We start from the raw sequence: 17,489 nt of genomic DNA, 5'->3' as shown, positions 1-17,489 counted from the left end.
TCGGGCCCAAGGGACCGCCCGCCCCGCGAGAGTAATAAGAAGAACGGACACACCAGATGGACAAGATCCCGATGACACGCGGCGGTTTCGACGCGCTGGAAACAGAATTGAAGCAGCTCAAATCCGAAGAGCGCCCCGCCATCATCCAGGCCATCGCCGAAGCGCGCGAATTGGGCGACCTCAAGGAAAACGCCGAATACCACTCCGCCCGCGAAAAGCAGGGCTTTATCGAAGGCCGCATCAAAGAGCTTGAGGGCGTGATTTCCCTGGCCGAGGTGATTGACCCCTCGACCCTGTCCGGCGCGATCAAATTTGGTGCCACCGTGACCTTGGTCGACGAAGACACCGACGAAGAAAAGACCTGGCAGATCGTTGGCGAACACGAAGCCAATATCGAAGCGGGCCTTCTCAACGTGAAATCCCCGATTGCCCGCGGCTTGATCGGCAAGGAAGAAGGCGACAGCGTCGAGGTCCGCACCCCCGGTGGGGTGAAATCCTACGAAGTCCTCGAAGTTATCTTCAAGTAAGCGACAGCCATGGCCGACCGTAAAGAAGCCCGCCCGACACCTCCCGGTCTCTACGAACGACAGGCGGTCAACGGGATCACATCGATTGAATGGGCGGCCTTGGCGGCGACCTTGGCATGGCTGCTGATCTCAGGCAGCTATTTCATGACCGGCGGGGCGAGTCCCAGCCAGACGCAGGGCCAATCCCAAGGCATGGGCTTCCTGCTGACGGCCATGGTGATCATGATGCCGGTGGCGCTGATCTGGGTGGCGGCGATGACCATGCGCTCCACCCGTATCATGCGCGAAGAAAGCGCGCGCTTGGCGGCGGCCATCGACGCCATTCGTCAGGCCTATGTCAATCAGGCGCAATCGGGCCGCAACGAGGCCCCGCACCCGGCTGTTCTCAAGCGGCTCGATGAAATCGCCAGCACGCAAAAGAACCAGGAAACCACCTTGGCCATGCTGGTGGGCATGCGCCAAGCCGATCCCAATGCCGTGCCACCCGCCCCTCAGGAGGCTCCGGTCGAAGAGGACCAGCCAGCCCTGTCGCTCGGCACCCCGGCCGAGGCCCATCGCCCGCCGCTTTCGAACGAAGATTTCATCCGCGCCTTGCATTTCCCCGAAACCGCCGATGACACCGAAGGTTTTGCCGCCCTGCGCCGCGCGCTCAAAGATCGCCAATCAGCGCAGCTGATCCAGGCCGCGCAGGATGTGCTGACCCTGATGTCTCAGGATGGCATCTATATGGACGATCTGCGCCCCGATCTCGCCCGCCCCGAGGTCTGGCGCGCCTTTGCCCAGGGCAAACGTGGCCGCGAAATCGCCGCTCTTGGCGGGGTGCGCGACCGCTCCTCACTGGCCCTCACAGCCGGTCGCATGAAGCAGGATCCGATCTTTCGCGACGCTGCGCATCATTTCCTGCGCCGCTTTGACCAAAGCATCGCCCTATTCGAAAAATCCGCAACCGATGCCGACCTTCAGGACCTCGCCGGCACCCGCACCTCACGAGCTTTCATGCTGTTGGGCCGCGTCGCGGGCACCTTTGACTAGGCTCTGTTGACAAACCCCAGCCACCATCGGTTTCAGTCCAAAACTGCTTAGCTCTCCGAACTTGGCCGCAGGAATTCCCTTTCGGGACATTTCGTACCGAAATGCCCTGCCGATCACCCAGATCGCCGCGGGAAAATCGCCTCATCAAGGCCAAAATGGATCTTGCGTTGATGATCTATGGTGAGTGGCCACAGGCCCTAACCCCCCAGGTTTCTTTGGGCCAAAAATATCCCGGGGAGTCTTGAGCTTGCTCAAGACGGGGCAGCGCCCCATCCTGACCTCACAACCCAAAGCTGCCATAGGGATAAAAGCGCACTAGATCGCCCTCGACGATCTCGTGCCCCTCATCCCCCAGCTCGACCAGGCCTTCGGCCCAGCTTAGCCCCGACACCCGTCCAGACCCTTCAGATTTGAACACCTCGGCGCGACCATTGCGCATCCGCGCGCGTAGGAATTCCCGCCGCCCGGGCTTCTTACGCTTGCTGAACGCGGCGGGCAGATCAAATCCTAGCGGCTCAACCCACCCTGATCCGGCCATTTTCGACAAAGACGGGCGGGCAAAAATCAGGGTGCAGACAAAGGCCGCCACCGGATTACCCGGCAGGCCAAAGACCGGCACGCCGTTCCACACGCCCAAGGCCAAAGGCCGCCCCGGTTTCAACGCAATCCGCCACTCTGCCAAAGCGCCGCTTTCGCGCAACAGCGCCGAAACGTGATCCTCATCCCCGGCCGAGGCCCCGCCCGAGGTCAGGATCACATCAACCCGCTCTGCCGCCGCATCCAGTTGCGCCCTCAACCCGTCGCGATCATCCTTGACCCGTCCAAGATCCACGGCCTCATAGCCAAATCGTGCAATGGCGCTCAGCAACATGGGCCGGTTGGCGTCAAAGATCTGGCCCGGCCCGGCGCTTTCCCCGGGTTCCACCAGCTCATCCCCCGTCGACAAGACGCCAACACGCAAGGGTTGAAATACGTTCAGCACACCAAACCCAATAGCCGAGGCCAGCGCCAGATCCGCCGGGGTCAGCACCCGCCCTTTGGGCAGGGCAACCTCGCCCTCGGCCACATCCTCACCCGCCTTGCGGGTATTCGCGCCTTGTTTGATTGGCCCGTGAAAGGCGATCTGATCGGCGCCAATGGCGCAATCTTCCTCCAGCACCACCGTATCAACCCCGTCGGGCAGGGCTGCGCCGGTCAGCACGCGAATGGCGGCCCCCTCTGGCACCCGCCCCTGATAGGGGATGCCCGCCGCCGCACGCCCATCGATCAAGGGAAACTGCGCCTCTCCCTCTGGAACCCCACCAGAAAAACCATAGCCATCCACGGCCGTATTGGGCAGGGGAGGGTTTGACCGCTTGGCGACCAGATCCTCGGCCAAAACACGGCCCGCCGCATCGGCCAAGGGAACCTCTTCCTGACCCACGACCACTCGCAGCCGCTCTTTCAACTCGGCCAGGGCCTCATCCACCGGTGTCCAATTCACGCCGGGTGGCAGAGCAAAACAGTCATTCTTGAGCGGCGGAGGGCGCAACCCCGTCGCCTCGGGCGCGTGCGTGGCCAACAACCCAACCTCGCGCAGGATGAAATCCGCAATCGCCACAGTGTCGTCCAGATCAAACACCGGTCGGTCCAGATCCAAAGACACATCTGCGGCCACCGCGCGGATGCTTGGATCACCCGGCGCGATCAGCGCATGTCCAGCCTCCTGGCGAAAGGCCTCGATCTTGGGATGGGCCTCGCGTTTATAGCCTTCGATCAGCACCAGATCGACCGGGCTGAGCCGCGCCAACAGCTCGGCCAGCTTGGGCTCGGGTGTTTCGCGCAGCTCGGTCATCTGGGCGACGCGTTTGCCCGAGGCCAGCATCACCTCATGCGCCCCGGCCGCGCGATGGCGATAGCTGTCGCGCCCCTTTTGGTCGACGTCAAAGGCATGATGAGCATGTTTAACCGTGCTGACGGTAAATCCGCGCGCCGTGATCTCGGCAACCAAGCGTTCCATCAGCCCGGTCTTGCCCGCATTCTTCCATCCGGTCACGCCAAACACATTCATTTCAGAAAACCCTCGGCAATCACCAGATCTTCTGGCGTGTTGACGTTAAAGAAGGGATCGAACCCATGGGCCGGAAACAGCGCTTCGCGCCCGCCATGTTGATCGGTCCACAAAACCACTTTGCGCAATCCACCCTCAAGCGCAGCCCTGAGGTCATCGCGCAGGGCCACGGGCCAAAGCCCAAAGGTCGGGTGACGGTTCACGCGGCCTTTGCCGCCCGACTTTAGCGGCTCACCGTTGCCACGCGGTGTTGTGGCCAGCACCAGCGGATGGTCTTGCCCCTCGGCTGCCATCAAAAGCTGCGGAACCAGATCACAGGGAAAAAACGGCGTGTCAGCCGCGACGCTGACAACCGTATCGGCACCCTGTTCAGCCGCCCAATCCATCCCGGCCAGAACACCGGCCAACGGGCCGGGAAACTCCGCGAGGCTGTCGGCCACAACGGGCAGTTTAAAACGGTCAAAGCGCTGCGCCTCGCCATTGGCGTTCAGCACCAAACCAGCGACCTGAGGCTCGATCCGCTCGATCACATGATCCAGCAAACAGCGCCCGCCCAGCGGCAACAAGCCCTTGTCTCCGCCCCCCATCCGGGTCGCCTGCCCCCCGGCAAGGATCACTGCAACGGGTTGTTTCATGACTGACCTCGCGGCTGGATGTCCCAAAAATTTTCGAAAATTTTTGCAAAAATCGTGGACGATTTTTCAGCGCATGCCTGCCTCATTGCGCCCCCTTCCGACCGGATTTCCTACCCTCCTCGGGCACGCTCTCCGGGTCCATGTCGCGCACCAGACGTTCTTCTCCGCTGAGACAGACAAAGCGTTTGCCGCGCATCCGTCCGATGCAGGTCAGGCCGACCTGCCGGGCGATCTCGACCCCCCAGGCGGTGAACCCTGACCGGGATGCCAGAACCGGGATGCCCATCAGGGCTGTTTTGATCACCATCTCAGAGGTCAACCGCCCGGTGGTATAAAGCATCTTGTCGCTGCCCGAGACGCCCTCGGACAGCATCCAGCCCGCGATCTTGTCCACCGCGTTATGACGGCCCACATCCTCCATATAGACCAGCGGGCGATCCTGTTGGCAGAGCACCGTGCCATGAATAGCTCCGGCCTCCAGGTAGAGCGACGGGGTTGTGTTGATCCGATGTGCCAGCGCATAGAGCCAGCTTGTGCGCAGTTCCCCCTTGGGCAGGTCCACCTGATCCAACCCCTCCATCATATCGCCAAACACCGTTCCGACAGCGCAGCCGCTGGTGCGGGTCTTTTTCTGCACCTTCTCTTCATAGGTGGTCTGTGACGCGGTGCGCACCACGACGACTTCAAGCTCTTCGTCGTAATCCACGCCCGTGATCTCTTCATCGTCACCCAACATGCCCTGATTGCGCAGAAACCCCAGCGCCAGGTATTCCGGATAGTCGCCGATGGTCATCGCGGTCACGATCTCTTGGCGGTTCAGAAAGATCGTCAGCGGGCGCTCTTCAACCACCGAGACACTCACCTCGGCCCCGGTGTGATCAGTGCCGCTGACCGCACGGGTCAGCCGCGCCGCTTTGGGATCGGGGGCGATGAGATAGTCGGTGTCGGGCAATTGCATCTTGTCGGGGCCTTCGTTACGCCTTGGGCTCGGGGTGGGATAAGTCATGGCGCAGAGCGAAGTGATGTCAAGCTATTGGAGGGGATTTCGCGACGGATTGCCCTTTATTGCAGTCGTTGCCCCCTTTGCCACGCTGTTCGGCGTTTTGTCCATGGAATCAGGGCTTTCGGTCTTTGAAACCGTGGCGTTTTCTGTGGTCGTCATCGCCGGATCGGCGCAATTTGCCGCTCTGCAATTGCTCAATGACAACGCCCCTCTGCTTGTGGTCATTTTGTCCGCTTTGACGGTCAATTTGCGCATGTCGATGTACTCTGCGTCCCTCACGCCCTATCTCGGGCCTTTGCCGCTTTGGAAGCGCATAACAGCGGCCTATTTCCTCGTCGACATCACCTATGCCGCCTCCGTTCAGGATTACGACAAACGCCCGCAGGAAAGCGTGGCGCAGAAGTTTGCCTATTTTATGGGAGTCGCGACGCCGGTTTGTCCGCTCTGGTATCTCTTCACCCTGATCGGCGCGCTTGTGGGTGAGGCGATTCCATCCGGAGGAGGGCTGGATTTTGCGCTGCCCATTGCCTTTATCGCCATGGTGGCCCCGACCCTGCGCACAACGGCCCATATGGGGGCGGCCATCTCGGCGGCGCTTCTGGCGCTTTGCCTGTATTGGATGCCCTTCAATCTGGGCCTGATCACCGCAGCGCTGGCCGGGATGGCTGTGGGCGCTGAATTGGAACGCAGGGGTTGGGCATGATCGACAAGCTTGATCTCTGGATCACCATTGCCGCGCTGGGCGTTGGGTCGTTTGGCTTGCGCTTTTTGTTTCTGGGACTGGTCGGCGACCGGGCCTTGCCCGATTGGGCGCTGCGTCATCTGCGCTATACCGGCGTTGCGGTATTGGCGGCTCTGGTCACGCCCCTGGTGGTTTGGCCCGCTGCCACGGGCGGCGAAACCGACCCCGCGCGCCTGATGGCGGCCGCCGTTGCGGTCGTCACCGGTTATGTCAGCAAGAACATTTACGGAGCGTTGGTTGCCGGGGCCGCTGTCATGGTCGCAGCGGCCTATTGGCCCGGATGAAAGGGCAGGGTGGGGTTACTGCCCGCCCTGTGCCAGTTCCTGCTCAAATTCCCGGATGGCGATGGCTTTGTCGTCGTCATCATTCTCGCGCAAAACGCTTTGTTCCACGCCGGGAAGTTTGGAAAACTGTTCCGACAGTTTCAAAGGATACCAGGTGCCGCTGATGTTTTCGAAACCGGGCAATTGCGACAGGATATGCGAGGTCGACGCCGCACAACGCGCTGAGGCGACAGGCCCCTCTTGTTGTGCCATACGCAGGGCGCGCTCAGCGACTTCGGGCGGCACTTCGATGCGCTGGATGCGCACGTGATAGGTTTTGCGGGCATGCGCGCCTTCGTAAAAGCGTTTGACCCGAGGGGTGATGCCATAGAGCACATCATTGACCTCAGGCACCGCTCTCAACCGGACAGAACCGGCTGGGTCGAACACAACCCGCTGGCTTGGTGCGTTGATCATCAGGCTGGTATGTGCCCCGGCGCCGGTGCGGTTATTGACCATGGTATACAAGGTCAGCGCCGTCGGGCCGTTATGCTGATAGGCGGCGGCCGCAGCTTCCTCTGGTGAGGAATCCGGCCCTGCCGTGTTCACAGCACAACCTGCAAGGGCCAGCCCTGCAGAAACGACCAAAGCCAGGGACCGCAATTTCATCGGCACTCTCCAGATGATGTTCAACGCAGCAGCGCGTTTTTAGGACGCAAAGACCGCCAGAAAGACGCAAAGCGCGAAAATGACGATCAGGGAGCGGATCGTAAAGGTGATGAACCCGTCAAAGGTTTTCTCCTGAACGGAAATGTCCATGCTACCATGCTTGTGTTCGGCCATGAGATTGGTCCTGTTCTTGTCAGTATTTCAGTGCGTTTCCAGCTGGAATTAGCGCATTTTCGCCCCTCTGTCACGCGGGCAAAAATGCACAGTTGTCGCGGTGCGGCTTATTTCGCCCCCAGCTCGCTGGCCAATTGAAACCCGATGCGGCGCGGCGGCGCGTCATCTTCCTTGGCCTCTTTGGGCAGGGCGCGCAAAATAACGCTCAACTGGCTGACATGCTGGATAAGTTGTGTGCGCGCCCCGGTTGGATCGGTCCCGTAAAAGGTCACGATATCCGGGTCGAAAAAGCCCAGGCCCTCGATCCGCAGCACCCCGGCATCACCCCCGGCAAAGCCCATGGCGACCTCGTGTTTGTTGTCCAACTGCTTTTCAAAGTTCTGGATATAGAGAATCAGCCGCTCATAGGCCCATTCCGCAGGGCTTTTCTGTTTGACCGGCTTTTTGGTCACCGCTTCGGGCAGGTCTTCGGTTTCGACTGAGACGCCTTCGGTGTGCACATCAATGCGGCGTGGAATGGCCTCGGCCTCAAACGCCTCGGCGGCGGTGGCGATGGTGTCAGACATGGTTTCCTCCCAGCGGTGTTCACCCGCGGTTGTCACTGTTGCACAGGCAGGGGTGACAAAAAATCATGCAATTGACCAGCGGCGATCAACTTTTTGTTGGGGGGAAAAGGGGCGGTGCTGAAGATCTTTGGGGATTGTCCACAGCTCCTCGTCACCCGGAACCGAAATTCTTTTCCTCGAGTTAATGTTACCGGATCGCCTGCGATCCGGTTCGCGCCCGACCCCGCCCCCCAGGGCGGGCGCGAATTCTTCTCAGCGTTTCAACAAGATGCACCGTTGTCTGACACCACCAGCCGACTGCCAAGGTTAGACGCGCCCACCCTCGGCGCCGGGCGCGAACCTTTGTGGTTACTGATAATCTTTGTAGCGGATTTCAATTCCGGGTGACTAGATGGCCTGAAACAGCCAGGCCCCATCATCGCGCCGCTCACGGGTGGCACGCCCGTCATGCCAAAGGTGCAGGCAATGGGCCATGGCTTCGACCAGCGCCAGGCCATATTCCCCACCGCGAATGGGGCGCTTGAACAGCGGCATAAAGCAGTCACCGGCAGTTTTGGGCGTGTCCAGATGGGCGGCCAGCCGATCCAGGGCTCCGTGATGGTTGTCGATCAACTGACGCATCCGCTGCGGCACCCCGGTAAAGGGCAGTTTATGCCCGCCCAGACACATATGTTCAGGCCGCGCCAGTTTGGCCAGACGCTCGCAGCTTTCCAGCCATTCGCCCACCGGGTCCGCCTCGGGCTGGGTGGCATAGACACCCAGGTTCGAGCTGATCGAGGGCAGGATCTGGTCCCCAGCCAGGATCAAATCGCAATCGCGCGACCAAAAGGTCGCGTGTTCCGGCGCGTGCCCATTGCCGATATGGATATCCCACTCGCGCCCACCGGCGCGGATCACGCCGCCTTGCCGAATGCGGGTAAAGCCCAGCGGCATGTCATGGACGCAATCGGCAAAGTTGAACGGACGCCCGGCCTGACGTTCAACCAGCTCATCCGGGTCCATGCCGCAGCTTTTCCAATAGGCGACGGTTTCGGGGTTGGGCAGCTCTTGCACATCCAGTTGCAGCATCCGCGCCATCAGCCAGGCGGTGCGAGTCATGACCAATTCGGCCCCGTGTTGCGTCTGAAACCACCCGGCCAGCCCGATATGGTCCGGGTGGTGATGGGTGCCGATCACCCGGCGCACCGGCTTGCCCTTCAACGGGCCCGCCATCAGGGTTTCCCAAATCGCGCGCGATTTCTTGGTGGAAAAGCCGGTATCGACAATGGTCCAGCCATCGCCATCATCCAGCGCATAAATGTTGACGTGATCCAGTTTCATCGGCAGCGGCTGGCGCAGCCACAGCACGCCCTCAGCGATTTCCAAGGCCTCACCCGAGGCGGGCGGGGTTTCGAACGGGTATCGGATCACATCAGTCATAAGGGCCGTTTACACCGCCAGATCGTCGGGCGAAATCCCCATCAGATCATCCGCCCCTTCGCGCGCATGGGCCAGCAGCCCCAGATGCTCGGGCAGCAGGCGTTTGATGTAAAACGCCGCCAGCTTGGCCTCGGCCCCGTCCGGTTTCGCCATGGCCGCTGCCAGGTGGAAATAGCCGCCCAGAACGCGGGCAAAGCCGCGCAAGAACGGCACCGCCACGGCAAACCGATCAGACACCTCGCGCGCCACCAGCGCCTCGGTGGTTTCGCGCAGGTTTTCCGAGGCCTGCCAGACCGGTTCCGCCAGATCGGGCATGATGGCGCGTGCCCCTTCGGCAAAGGCTTCGATCTCGTCCAACAGCTTATAAGCTGCCTCGCCACCATCCATCAGCTTGCGACCCACAAGGTCCATCGCCTGAATGCCATTGGTGCCCTCATAGATTGCCGTCACCCGCACATCGCGCACATATTGCGCTGCGCCGGTTTCCTCGATGAATCCCATGCCGCCATGCACTTGCAGCCCGGTATTGGCGACTTCGATCCCGGTATCGGTACCAAAGGCCTTGGCAATGGGAGTCAGAAACGCCGCGCGCGCCTGCCATTCCGCATCACCCGTGGCATTCGCCATGTCCAAGGCCACCGCCACCGACAGCGCAATCGCGCGCGCGGCAAAGGTGTCGGCCTTCATGCTGGCCAGCATCCGGCGCACATCGGCATGGCCGATAATGCTGCCTTCGGCGGTGCGGCCCTGTTTGCGCTCATTGGCATAGGCCAGCGCCTGTTGATAGGCGCGTTCGGCAATGCCAACGCCCTGCACCGCCACACCAAGGCGGGCATTGTTCATCATGGTGAACATGGCGCGCATCCCGTCATGTTCGCTGCCCACCAGCCAACCGCGCGCGCCTTCAAAGGACATCACGCAGGTCGGGCTGCCATGAATGCCCATCTTATGTTCGACACTGACCACCTTGAGACTGTTGGCCTCACCCGGTTTGCCATCCGCATCGGGGATGTTGCGCGGCACCAGAAACAGGCTGATCCCCTTGGTCCCCGCCACCCCATCGGGCAGACGTGCCAGTACCAGGTGACAGACATTCTCGGTAAAATCGTTATCCCCCCAGCTGATAAAGATCTTTTGCCCGGTGATCGCATAGGTCCCGTCGCCATTCGGCTCGGCCTTGCTGCTCAGCGCGCCCACATCCGATCCGGCCTGCGGTTCGGTCAGGTTCATCGTGCCAGCCCATTCGCCGGTGACCAGCTTGGGCAGATACAGTGCCTTAAGCTCATCGCAGGCATGATGTTCCAACGCCTCGATCTGGCCTTGGGTCATCAGCGGGTTCAGGTGCAGCGCCATGTTTGACGACACCATCATGTCATTGACCGCCGTTGTCACCGTCAGGGGCAGGCCCATGCCGCCAAATTCCGGATCGGCAGAGACAGCAACCCAGCCGCCATCGGCAATTGCCTTATACCCGTCCGCGAACCCGTTCGAGCTGCGCACCTTGCCGTTTTCCAACACCGCCGGGTCCAGATCGCCATTGCGGTTCAACGGGGTCAGCACCTCTTCACACATCTTGGCCGCCTCAGAGAGGATCGCCTCGACGGTTTCGGTCGTAGCGTCTTCGAAACGCGCGGTTTTGGAAACCGAGTCGAACCCGACAATATGGTTGAGAAGCAGGCGAAAATCGTCCAGCGGCGCGCGATAGGTCATGGGGGCTCCCCTATGGCTTGGATTCGGCCAAGCGCTCTTGTAGCTAAAGGTGTCGCGGATCAAAATGAATGGCAGCTGACTTGCCTTCAACCGAAACGCGGCGTCACGGAATATGAGGGCCGCAATGGCAGAGCGCGTCACGGAAAAACTGGACAACACGGAGGCAGGGCGCGCCAGGGCGGCTGCCATCTGGCGCGATGGCGGGCTGGTCGCCTTTGCGACCGAGACCGTCTATGGCCTTGGTGCAGATGCGCGCAATGATCGCGCCGTTGCGTCAATTTACGAGGCCAAGGGCCGCCCCAGTTTCAACCCGCTGATTGTGCATGTCGCCTCGATTGCGGCGGCTCAGGAATTGGTGGAATGGAGCGAGCAGGCGCAAAAGCTGGCAGATGCCTTTTGGCCCGGCCCTTTGACCCTCGTCCTGCCGATCAAGCCCGATGCCGGGATCTCCAAATTGGTGACGGCAGGCCTGTCGACCCTGGCCATTCGCATGCCCGCAAACCCGGCGGCGCAAGCGCTGTTGCAGGCGTTTGACGGCCCGGTGGCTGCCCCTTCGGCCAATAACTCCGGTCAGATCAGCCCGACCCGAGCGCAGCATGTGCTGGATGATCTGTCTGGCCGCATTGATGCGGTGTTGGACGGCGGGGCCTGCTCGGTCGGGTTGGAATCCACCATTCTGGGGCTGGCTGGCACCCCCACGCTTTTGCGCCCCGGCGGCGTCACCCGCGATGCGATCAGCGCCAGTTTGGGATTGCCGGTCGCGCTGCGCGAAGAGGGCGACGCGATTTCGGCCCCCGGTCAGATCACATCGCATTACGCCCCGCGCGCCCGCGTGCGCCTGAACGCCAGCACCTGGCAACCGGGTGAGGCACGGCTGGGCTTTGGCCCGGTTGACTGCGACCGCAACCTCTCACCCTCCGCCGACCTGACCGAAGCCGCCGCCAATCTGTTTGAATATCTACACCAATTGGATGCGCTGGGCGCGGGCACCATCGCCGTTTCCCCCATTCCCGATCACGGGATGGGCATCGCCATCAATGACCGGCTTGGCCGGGCTGCAGCTGATCGCTGAATTCCATCGCTTTGATCAAGGCCTGCACCCCCTCTGGCGTGGTGTCAAAATCCAGCACATCCACAGAAACATGGGTGTCGGGATTGAACTGGCAGAGTTGAAACACGTCGTCATAGACCTCCACCTCAACCTTGGCTTCGCTCCAATGCAGGCAGACCGTCGGCCAATCGCCGCGCCCGGCCCAATCGGGCAGGGGCTTGCCCAGCACCTGTAACAGGGTTGTGGCGTTTCTTATCGCCGCCTCTGTCGGGGCGTTGCCCTCCTCCCAGGCGATGCGGATCGAAGACCAGATGTGCGGTAATGTCATGTCAAAAGCTCTTCCTTGGCGTTCTGCCAATGCAACTGCTAGGCCCGCCCCCCTTCGGCAGACAGGGCGAGCGCGGCGACGCCGATGCTTTCCAGCGCGGCCTGCCACTTTTCCATATCCTCAAGGTCAAAAATGATTCGGGTATCACACTCGCACACCAACCAGCCGTTTTGGGCGATTTCCCCTTCCAGCTGACCCGGCCCCCAACCGGCATAGCCCAAGGCCATCATCCATTTCGCCGGGCCTTCGCCCTTGCCCAGATCCTCAAGAATGTCCTGGGTTGCGGTCATATGCACGTCTTCGCGCACCTCCAGCGTTGTCACCAGCGACTTGTAATCCGGGCTGTGCAGAACAAAGCCGCGCCCCACCTCAACCGGGCCGCCAAAATGCACATGATGATCTTTCAGATCGACCTTGAGATCGATGGACAGCTGCGTCAGCAGGGTGGGCATGTCCAGATCATCACTGGCTTTGTTGATGATCAGGCCCATGGCCCCTTCATCGGAATGATCACATAAAAACACCACGCTATGTTCAAATCGCGGGTCGCCCATGCCCGGCATTGCGATCAGCATATGCCCTGTCAGGTTGGTGGGGGTCGTCGCGTCCTTGAGCACCATGTGGAACCTTTCGAATTCGTGCCCCTCAGCATGGCCCGCCCCGCCGCACAACGCAAGGGAAAGGCGCGCTTTTCGGGGGATGTGCCGCCGCATGACGCAACCTTAGGGAGCATCACAAAATCCATCGCCGGAATGTGACTTTTATTTCCGGGCAAAAGCGCCCATGTCTGAGGATATGAAAAACTTTGTTCTGGCCATCGCCTGCCTGTTTTTGCCACTGATTTCCTCAGGGGCGGCACAGGCTGAAAGCTATGAAAATGTCATCCGCGCCGAGCTGCGCCCAGGCTGGCGCTTGCCGGATGGCTCGCATATGGCCGCCTTGCATCTGGAACTGGCCCCAGGTTGGAAGACCTATTGGCGCGCGCCGGGCGATGCGGGCATTCCGCCGCAATTCCGTTGGAAGGGCAGTGGCAGTGCCGTTCAGGTCCATTGGCCCGCGCCCCAAGTGTTTCATCAATCCGGCATGCGTTCGGTTGGTTATTCCGGCAGTGTCACGCTGCCCTTGCGGGTCAGCCTGCGCAACTCTACCAAAGATGCCCGCCTGAAAGGGGTCATCGACATTGGCATCTGCAAGGATGTCTGCCTGCCTCACCGCGTCCGGGTCGAGGCTGTATTGCCCGCCACCAAAACCAAACCTGACCCCAGCATCGCCGCCGCGTTGGCGGATGAGCCTTACAGCGCCGAAGATGCCGGTGTGTCCAGCGTGTCTTGCCGGGTGGCTCCGGCCCCCAATGGCATGATGCTGCGCGCGCAAATCGACATGCCCAAAGGCACCGGGCGCGAACATACGGTGATCGAAGCCGCCAATCCCGAAATCTGGGTCGGCGAGCCGCGCACCTGGTGGGAAGGCGGCCATTTGATGGCCGAGGCGCAGATGGCACATATGGCCGGCTCTGCCTTTGCGGTTGATCGCTCGCGCCTTCGGATCACGGTACTGGGTGGGCACATGCCGGTGGATATCCACGGCTGCAGCGGCTGATCTTAGTCACTCGGGACTGAAGTCCTCATCATAGAGTTAATGTATCCGGATCGCCTACGATCCGGTTCGCGCTCATGCCAGAGGCATGCTTCCAGCATGACCCCGCCCGTCTAACCAAAGGTTTGCCTACGGCAAAGCGGCGGGCGCGAATTCGTCTCAACGTTTCAACAAGATACGCAGTTTCCTGATGCCACCACCCAGCTACCAAGTTTCTATGCGCCCACCCTCGGTGCCGGGCGCGAACCTGCGTGGTTGCCATTTTTTTATGTCGCGGAATTCATGTCCCGGTGACGAGGCTATGTCACAGCAACGCATCCTCAACGTAGCAGCTAGCCACGCATCGCGCGCTTCACACCCAGACCCAGCCCACCAAGAACATAAAGCAGCAGGCACAGCGCCGCTGCCCCGACGATGAACAGGCCCAGCCCGGCAAAATGCGGCGACATCTCGGCCAATGGGCCCAATGCCAGTACGTCGGGCAGGCGTTCGTAAATGGCGGCATAGCCCAGTGTCGCCCCCAGCCAGGCCAGCACGCCCAACCCGCCCAGCATCACCCAAAGACGCGTCGCCAGATTGCGGAACCGCAAACCGCGTTTCAGCGCCGTCACATAGCGCGCCACATCATGCTGGATGGCGATCAAGGCCGGAACAACCAGCAAGACCAACACCATGCCAAAGCCCAAGCCATACACCAGCGTGATCACCGTCGGCTTGAGGAACTGCGCCTGCGCCGAGCGCTCGGTCAGCAGCGGCGCAAGGCCCAGCACAGTCGTTGCGGTGGTCAAAAACACCGGGCGCAGCCGGTCCGCCGCCCCGTCGATGATCGAGGGCACCAAACCGCGCTCAGCCGCGTATTCGTCAATCTGAGTCACCAACACGATGGAATCGTTGATGATAATCCCCGTCATCCCCAATAAACCAACCACCGTGAACATGCTCAGTGGCACATCCCAATAGGCGTGACCATAGATCGTCCCGACCAGCCCAAAGGGGATGATGGCCATGACAACCAATGGCCGTGACCAGCTGGCAAAGACCCAGCTCAGCACCAGATAAATGCCCAGCAGCACCAGAACCAACCCGGTGCGCGCATCGTTGAGGAAGTCATCCTCTTGCTCGCTCAGCCCTGACAGGCGGTATTCCACCTGCCGCGTCTCGGCGATTTCCGGCAGGATCTTTTCCTCAAGTGCGGTCATGATCTCGGTCGCCCGCGCCGGATCGTCTTGCGACAGGTCGCCGGTGACCGAAATGGTACGAATGCCGTTTTCGCGTCGAACCGTGGAAAACCCGGTGCGGCGTTTGACGCTGACAATATCGGCCAGCGGCACATAGGCCCCATCCGGCGTGCGCATCTGACTGCGTTCCAGGAAATCCGCGGTCAGCTCGCCTGCAGGCAGCTCCACCCGGATCGCCGCGCTGCGCGGCCCATCCGGATAGGTCGCGGCCTCAATCCCGCCCAGCCGATTGCGCAACACACGCCCCAGCCCATCAATATCAAAGCCCAAGGCCTGCCCCTGCGCAGTCAGCTCCAGGATCAGCTCTTCTTTGTCATAAGACAGGTTATCCTCGACCGCCGAAATCTCACCAAACTGCGCCACGGCGGTTTGCAGGTCTTCTGACGCTGCTTTCAGGATCTCTGCCGAGGCCCCGTAGAATTCGACATCCAGCGCATCCCCCCCGGGCCCCGAACGCCAGCCGCGAAAGGTCAGGGTCTCGACCAAAGGATGGCGCGTCACGCGGTCCTGCAGCTCTCCAACAAAGGCAAAGCTGGAATAGGGGCGCAGGTCGGCATCGATCAGCTCGATGGAAATGCCGCCCAATTGGTCATTGTCCTTGGTATCCGCCCCGCGCAAACCGCGCCCGGCATTGCCGCCCACTTCGGCCACAACGTAATCCAGCGGGTTGCGGCCATAGCGCTCTTCGTATTCTGCCGCCAGTTCATTGGTGGCCTGCTGAAACAGTTTCATCTGCGCCAGCGAATCCTCGCGTGTGGCACCGGGGGCCATGGCGAAATTCCCGGTGACCGACGACCGCTCCGGCGCGTTAAAGAACCGCCATTGCACATCGCCACTGACCAGCAACACCACCTGACTGGCCAGCGCCAGAACCGCCCCAGCGATCACCACATAGCGCGCGGTCACGATCAAGCGCATAAAGGGCCTGAACATCCGGTCGCGCACAAAACGAAACCCGCGATCCACAATGCGCGATGGCAGGTCATACCAATGCTGCTTGGCCGAATGCTTCATCGCATGGGCCATGTGGTTGGGCAGGATCAGGAAACACTCCACCAGCGAAGCGATCAGAACCACGATCACCGTAAAGGGGATATCGCCAATCAAATCGCCAAACCGCCCGCCAATCGCCGTCAGACCAAAAAAGGCAATCACCGTGGTCAGCGTGGCGGAAAACACCGGCAAAGCCATGCGCCGCGCCGCGGTTTCCGCCGCCTCATAGGGGCCCAGCCCCTTGCGATAGAGATGGTCGGAATGTTCGCCCACCACGATCGCATCATCCACCACGATCCCCAGCGTGATGATCAGCGCAAAGAGCGAGATCATGTTGATGGTCAGCCCCGACAGATACATCAGCGCGATGGCCGCCAGCATCGCGGTGGGAATGCCCGCCGCCACCCAAAACGCTGTGCGCGCATTGAGGAACAGGAAAAGCAGCAGCACCACCAGCCCCAGCCCTGTCAGCCCATTATCCAGCAGAATGTTCAACCGCCCCGAGATCGCCTCGGCCCGCGTGCGGATCAGGTCAACCTTGACGCCACCAGGCAAGGAGGTCTGGAACTCATCCGCCACCTCCTGAACCGTGTGCTGAATGCCAATCGCATCGCCTTGCTGCGTGCGGTCCACCCGAATGGAAATCGCCGGGTTTTCGCCAACAAAATAGCTGCGTTCGCGGTCAATCCCTTCGACCCGGATCTGGCCAACATCGCCAACTGTCAGCTTGGAACCATCCGGGTTTGAGCGCAGAACAATCGCGGCGATATCCTCGGGTTTGCGCTTTTCAACACCGGTGCGCACCCGCGCGCCTGCGCTGCCCACATCGCCCGCCGGATCGGTGTCGACCTCGGCGGCGATGGCCTGAGCAATTTCCGCCATGGTGACGTCAAAGGCGATCAAATTGGCCGACGGCACTTCGATCAGGGTCTGGGGCGCGGCCAGCCCCCGGATCGTGGTACGCGTCACCCCTTCGGCGAACAGCCTGACCACAAATTCATCGGAAAACCGCGCCAATTGATCCACGCCCACCGGCCCGGTGATCACCACATCGGTGACGCGATCCCGCCAGGCCCCGCGTTTGACCGTCGGTTCCTCGGCATCTTCGGGCAGGGTTGTGACCGCATCCACCGCCGATTGCACGTCTTCGGCGGCGCGCGCCATGTCCCAGCCGGGCTCGAACTCCAAGGCGATAACCGCGCGCCCTTCGCTGGATGACGCGCCCGAGGTTTCGATGCCTTCAACCGCCAGCAGGGCCGGTTCCAACACCTGAACAATGGCCGCATCAACATCTTCGGCCCCCGCGCCATCCCATGTGACGCGCACCGTGACATTGTCCAAGACGACATCGGGGAAAAACTGCGCCCGCATATTCGGTGTGGCCAAGAGGCCAGCGGCGATCAGGATCACCAGAACCAAATTGGCCAATGTCGGGTGGCGGGTGAAATAGCTCAGAATACCGCCCGCTGCCTTGGGAACGCCGCGCGCCATGG

General features: G+C 61.3%; 17 protein-coding genes. 6 read left to right on the top strand and 11 right to left on the bottom strand.

Annotated elements, in window-relative coordinates:
• Positions 1 to 56: 56 nt before the first annotated feature.
• Both greA and CLV87_RS08095 read left to right on the top strand, forming a co-directional pair.
• Positions 57 to 527: a transcription elongation factor GreA gene (gene greA / locus CLV87_RS08100; protein ID WP_099242108.1), complete on the top strand. Its 471-nt coding sequence runs from the start codon at positions 57 to 59 to the stop codon at positions 525 to 527.
• A 9-nt stretch (positions 528 to 536) separates the two neighbouring features.
• Positions 537 to 1,559 (top strand): hypothetical protein, encoded by a 1,023-nt coding sequence (locus tag CLV87_RS08095; protein WP_099242110.1) that lies wholly within the window; start codon positions 537 to 539, stop codon positions 1,557 to 1,559.
• Between the two features lie 280 nt (positions 1,560 to 1,839).
• Here the strand turns inward: CLV87_RS08095 and CLV87_RS08090 are convergent, their stop codons facing one another.
• The 3 genes from CLV87_RS08090 to CLV87_RS08080 form a co-directional block, all read right to left on the bottom strand.
• Positions 1,840 to 3,609 carry a bifunctional molybdopterin-guanine dinucleotide biosynthesis adaptor protein MobB/molybdopterin molybdotransferase MoeA gene (locus CLV87_RS08090; RefSeq protein WP_099242111.1) on the bottom strand — a complete coding sequence of 590 codons (1,770 nt, stop codon included), beginning with the start codon at positions 3,607 to 3,609 and terminating at the stop codon, positions 1,840 to 1,842.
• On the bottom strand, positions 3,606 to 4,244 hold the full coding sequence (gene mobA, locus CLV87_RS08085) for a molybdenum cofactor guanylyltransferase MobA (protein ID WP_099242113.1): 639 nt from the start codon (positions 4,242 to 4,244) through the stop codon (positions 3,606 to 3,608). The genes CLV87_RS08090 and mobA overlap by 4 nt, the downstream gene beginning before the upstream one ends.
• A gap of 82 nt (positions 4,245 to 4,326) precedes the next feature.
• Positions 4,327 to 5,202, bottom strand: coding sequence for a formate dehydrogenase accessory sulfurtransferase FdhD (locus CLV87_RS08080; protein ID WP_099244592.1), 876 nt, complete (start codon positions 5,200 to 5,202; stop codon positions 4,327 to 4,329).
• Between the two features lie 46 nt (positions 5,203 to 5,248).
• Here CLV87_RS08080 and CLV87_RS08075 point away from each other — a divergent pair, with 46 nt between their 5' ends.
• Both CLV87_RS08075 and CLV87_RS08070 read left to right on the top strand, forming a co-directional pair.
• On the top strand, positions 5,249 to 5,950 hold the full coding sequence (locus CLV87_RS08075; RefSeq protein WP_099242115.1) for an AzlC family ABC transporter permease: 702 nt from the start codon (positions 5,249 to 5,251) through the stop codon (positions 5,948 to 5,950).
• On the top strand, positions 5,947 to 6,273 hold the full coding sequence (locus CLV87_RS08070) for an AzlD domain-containing protein (RefSeq protein ID WP_099242117.1): 327 nt from the start codon (positions 5,947 to 5,949) through the stop codon (positions 6,271 to 6,273). The genes CLV87_RS08075 and CLV87_RS08070 overlap by 4 nt, the downstream gene beginning before the upstream one ends.
• A 15-nt stretch (positions 6,274 to 6,288) precedes the next feature.
• Here the strand turns inward: CLV87_RS08070 and CLV87_RS08065 are convergent, their stop codons facing one another.
• From CLV87_RS08065 to CLV87_RS08045, 5 genes are all read right to left on the bottom strand, one after another.
• Positions 6,289 to 6,921: a hypothetical protein gene (locus CLV87_RS08065; RefSeq protein ID WP_099242119.1), complete on the bottom strand. Its 633-nt coding sequence runs from the start codon at positions 6,919 to 6,921 to the stop codon at positions 6,289 to 6,291.
• A 39-nt stretch (positions 6,922 to 6,960) separates the two neighbouring features.
• A complete protein-coding gene (locus tag CLV87_RS08060; protein WP_099242121.1) occupies positions 6,961 to 7,095 on the bottom strand; it encodes an aa3-type cytochrome c oxidase subunit IV in 135 nt (44 codons plus the stop codon).
• Positions 7,096 to 7,202: 107 nt separating this feature from the next.
• Complete coding sequence (locus CLV87_RS08055) at positions 7,203 to 7,661, bottom strand: DUF6173 family protein (protein ID WP_099244594.1); 459 nt, start codon at positions 7,659 to 7,661, stop codon at positions 7,203 to 7,205.
• 387 nt (positions 7,662 to 8,048) lie between these two features.
• Positions 8,049 to 9,080 (bottom strand): MBL fold metallo-hydrolase, encoded by a 1,032-nt coding sequence (locus tag CLV87_RS08050; protein ID WP_099242123.1) that lies wholly within the window; start codon positions 9,078 to 9,080, stop codon positions 8,049 to 8,051.
• A gap of 9 nt (positions 9,081 to 9,089) precedes the next feature.
• A complete protein-coding gene (locus CLV87_RS08045) occupies positions 9,090 to 10,790 on the bottom strand; it encodes an acyl-CoA dehydrogenase (protein WP_099242125.1) in 1,701 nt (566 codons plus the stop codon).
• Between the two features lie 124 nt (positions 10,791 to 10,914).
• Here CLV87_RS08045 and CLV87_RS08040 point away from each other — a divergent pair, with 124 nt between their 5' ends.
• Complete coding sequence (locus CLV87_RS08040) at positions 10,915 to 11,862, top strand: L-threonylcarbamoyladenylate synthase (RefSeq protein ID WP_099242127.1); 948 nt, start codon at positions 10,915 to 10,917, stop codon at positions 11,860 to 11,862.
• Here the strand turns inward: CLV87_RS08040 and CLV87_RS08035 are convergent.
• Complete coding sequence (locus CLV87_RS08035; protein WP_099242129.1) at positions 11,825 to 12,169, bottom strand: hypothetical protein; 345 nt, start codon at positions 12,167 to 12,169, stop codon at positions 11,825 to 11,827. The genes CLV87_RS08040 and CLV87_RS08035 overlap by 38 nt on opposite strands.
• Positions 12,170 to 12,207: 38 nt before the next feature.
• Positions 12,208 to 12,789, bottom strand: coding sequence for a YqgE/AlgH family protein (locus CLV87_RS08030; protein WP_099242131.1), 582 nt, complete (start codon positions 12,787 to 12,789; stop codon positions 12,208 to 12,210).
• Positions 12,790 to 12,952: 163 nt separating this feature from the next.
• Between CLV87_RS08030 and CLV87_RS08025 the strand changes: the two genes are divergently transcribed.
• Positions 12,953 to 13,768, top strand: a complete 816-nt coding sequence (locus tag CLV87_RS08025; protein ID WP_235871871.1) for a protein-disulfide reductase DsbD domain-containing protein — start codon at positions 12,953 to 12,955, stop codon at positions 13,766 to 13,768.
• Between the two features lie 329 nt (positions 13,769 to 14,097).
• Here the strand turns inward: CLV87_RS08025 and CLV87_RS08020 are convergent, their stop codons facing one another.
• On the bottom strand, positions 14,098 to 17,487 hold the full coding sequence (locus tag CLV87_RS08020; protein ID WP_099242133.1) for an efflux RND transporter permease subunit: 3,390 nt from the start codon (positions 17,485 to 17,487) through the stop codon (positions 14,098 to 14,100).
• Positions 17,488 to 17,489: the final 2 nt, after the last annotated feature.

The organism is Pelagimonas phthalicica (genome assembly GCF_004364805.1).
Taxonomy (GTDB): Bacteria; Pseudomonadota; Alphaproteobacteria; order Rhodobacterales; family Rhodobacteraceae; genus Pelagimonas; species Pelagimonas phthalicica.
This window is presented reverse-complemented; position numbering and strand designations above follow the sequence as displayed.

Coding starts and splice junctions, on each gene's coding strand:
- greA (WP_099242108.1), top strand. CDS start 57: ATGGACAAGATCCCGATGACACGCGGCGGTTTCGACGCGCTGGAAACA.
- CLV87_RS08095 (WP_099242110.1), top strand. CDS start 537: ATGGCCGACCGTAAAGAAGCCCGCCCGACACCTCCCGGTCTCTACGAA.
- CLV87_RS08090 (WP_099242111.1), bottom strand. CDS start 3,609: ATGAATGTGTTTGGCGTGACCGGATGGAAGAATGCGGGCAAGACCGGG.
- mobA (WP_099242113.1), bottom strand. CDS start 4,244: ATGAAACAACCCGTTGCAGTGATCCTTGCCGGGGGGCAGGCGACCCGG.
- CLV87_RS08080 (WP_099244592.1), bottom strand. CDS start 5,202: ATGCAATTGCCCGACACCGACTATCTCATCGCCCCCGATCCCAAAGCG.
- CLV87_RS08075 (WP_099242115.1), top strand. CDS start 5,249: ATGGCGCAGAGCGAAGTGATGTCAAGCTATTGGAGGGGATTTCGCGAC.
- CLV87_RS08070 (WP_099242117.1), top strand. CDS start 5,947: ATGATCGACAAGCTTGATCTCTGGATCACCATTGCCGCGCTGGGCGTT.
- CLV87_RS08065 (WP_099242119.1), bottom strand. CDS start 6,921: ATGAAATTGCGGTCCCTGGCTTTGGTCGTTTCTGCAGGGCTGGCCCTT.
- CLV87_RS08060 (WP_099242121.1), bottom strand. CDS start 7,095: ATGGCCGAACACAAGCATGGTAGCATGGACATTTCCGTTCAGGAGAAA.
- CLV87_RS08055 (WP_099244594.1), bottom strand. CDS start 7,661: ATGTCTGACACCATCGCCACCGCCGCCGAGGCGTTTGAGGCCGAGGCC.
- CLV87_RS08050 (WP_099242123.1), bottom strand. CDS start 9,080: ATGACTGATGTGATCCGATACCCGTTCGAAACCCCGCCCGCCTCGGGT.
- CLV87_RS08045 (WP_099242125.1), bottom strand. CDS start 10,790: ATGACCTATCGCGCGCCGCTGGACGATTTTCGCCTGCTTCTCAACCAT.
- CLV87_RS08040 (WP_099242127.1), top strand. CDS start 10,915: ATGGCAGAGCGCGTCACGGAAAAACTGGACAACACGGAGGCAGGGCGC.
- CLV87_RS08035 (WP_099242129.1), bottom strand. CDS start 12,169: ATGACATTACCGCACATCTGGTCTTCGATCCGCATCGCCTGGGAGGAG.
- CLV87_RS08030 (WP_099242131.1), bottom strand. CDS start 12,789: ATGGTGCTCAAGGACGCGACGACCCCCACCAACCTGACAGGGCATATG.
- CLV87_RS08025 (WP_235871871.1), top strand. CDS start 12,953: ATGTCTGAGGATATGAAAAACTTTGTTCTGGCCATCGCCTGCCTGTTT.
- CLV87_RS08020 (WP_099242133.1), bottom strand. CDS start 17,487: ATGGCGCGCGGCGTTCCCAAGGCAGCGGGCGGTATTCTGAGCTATTTC.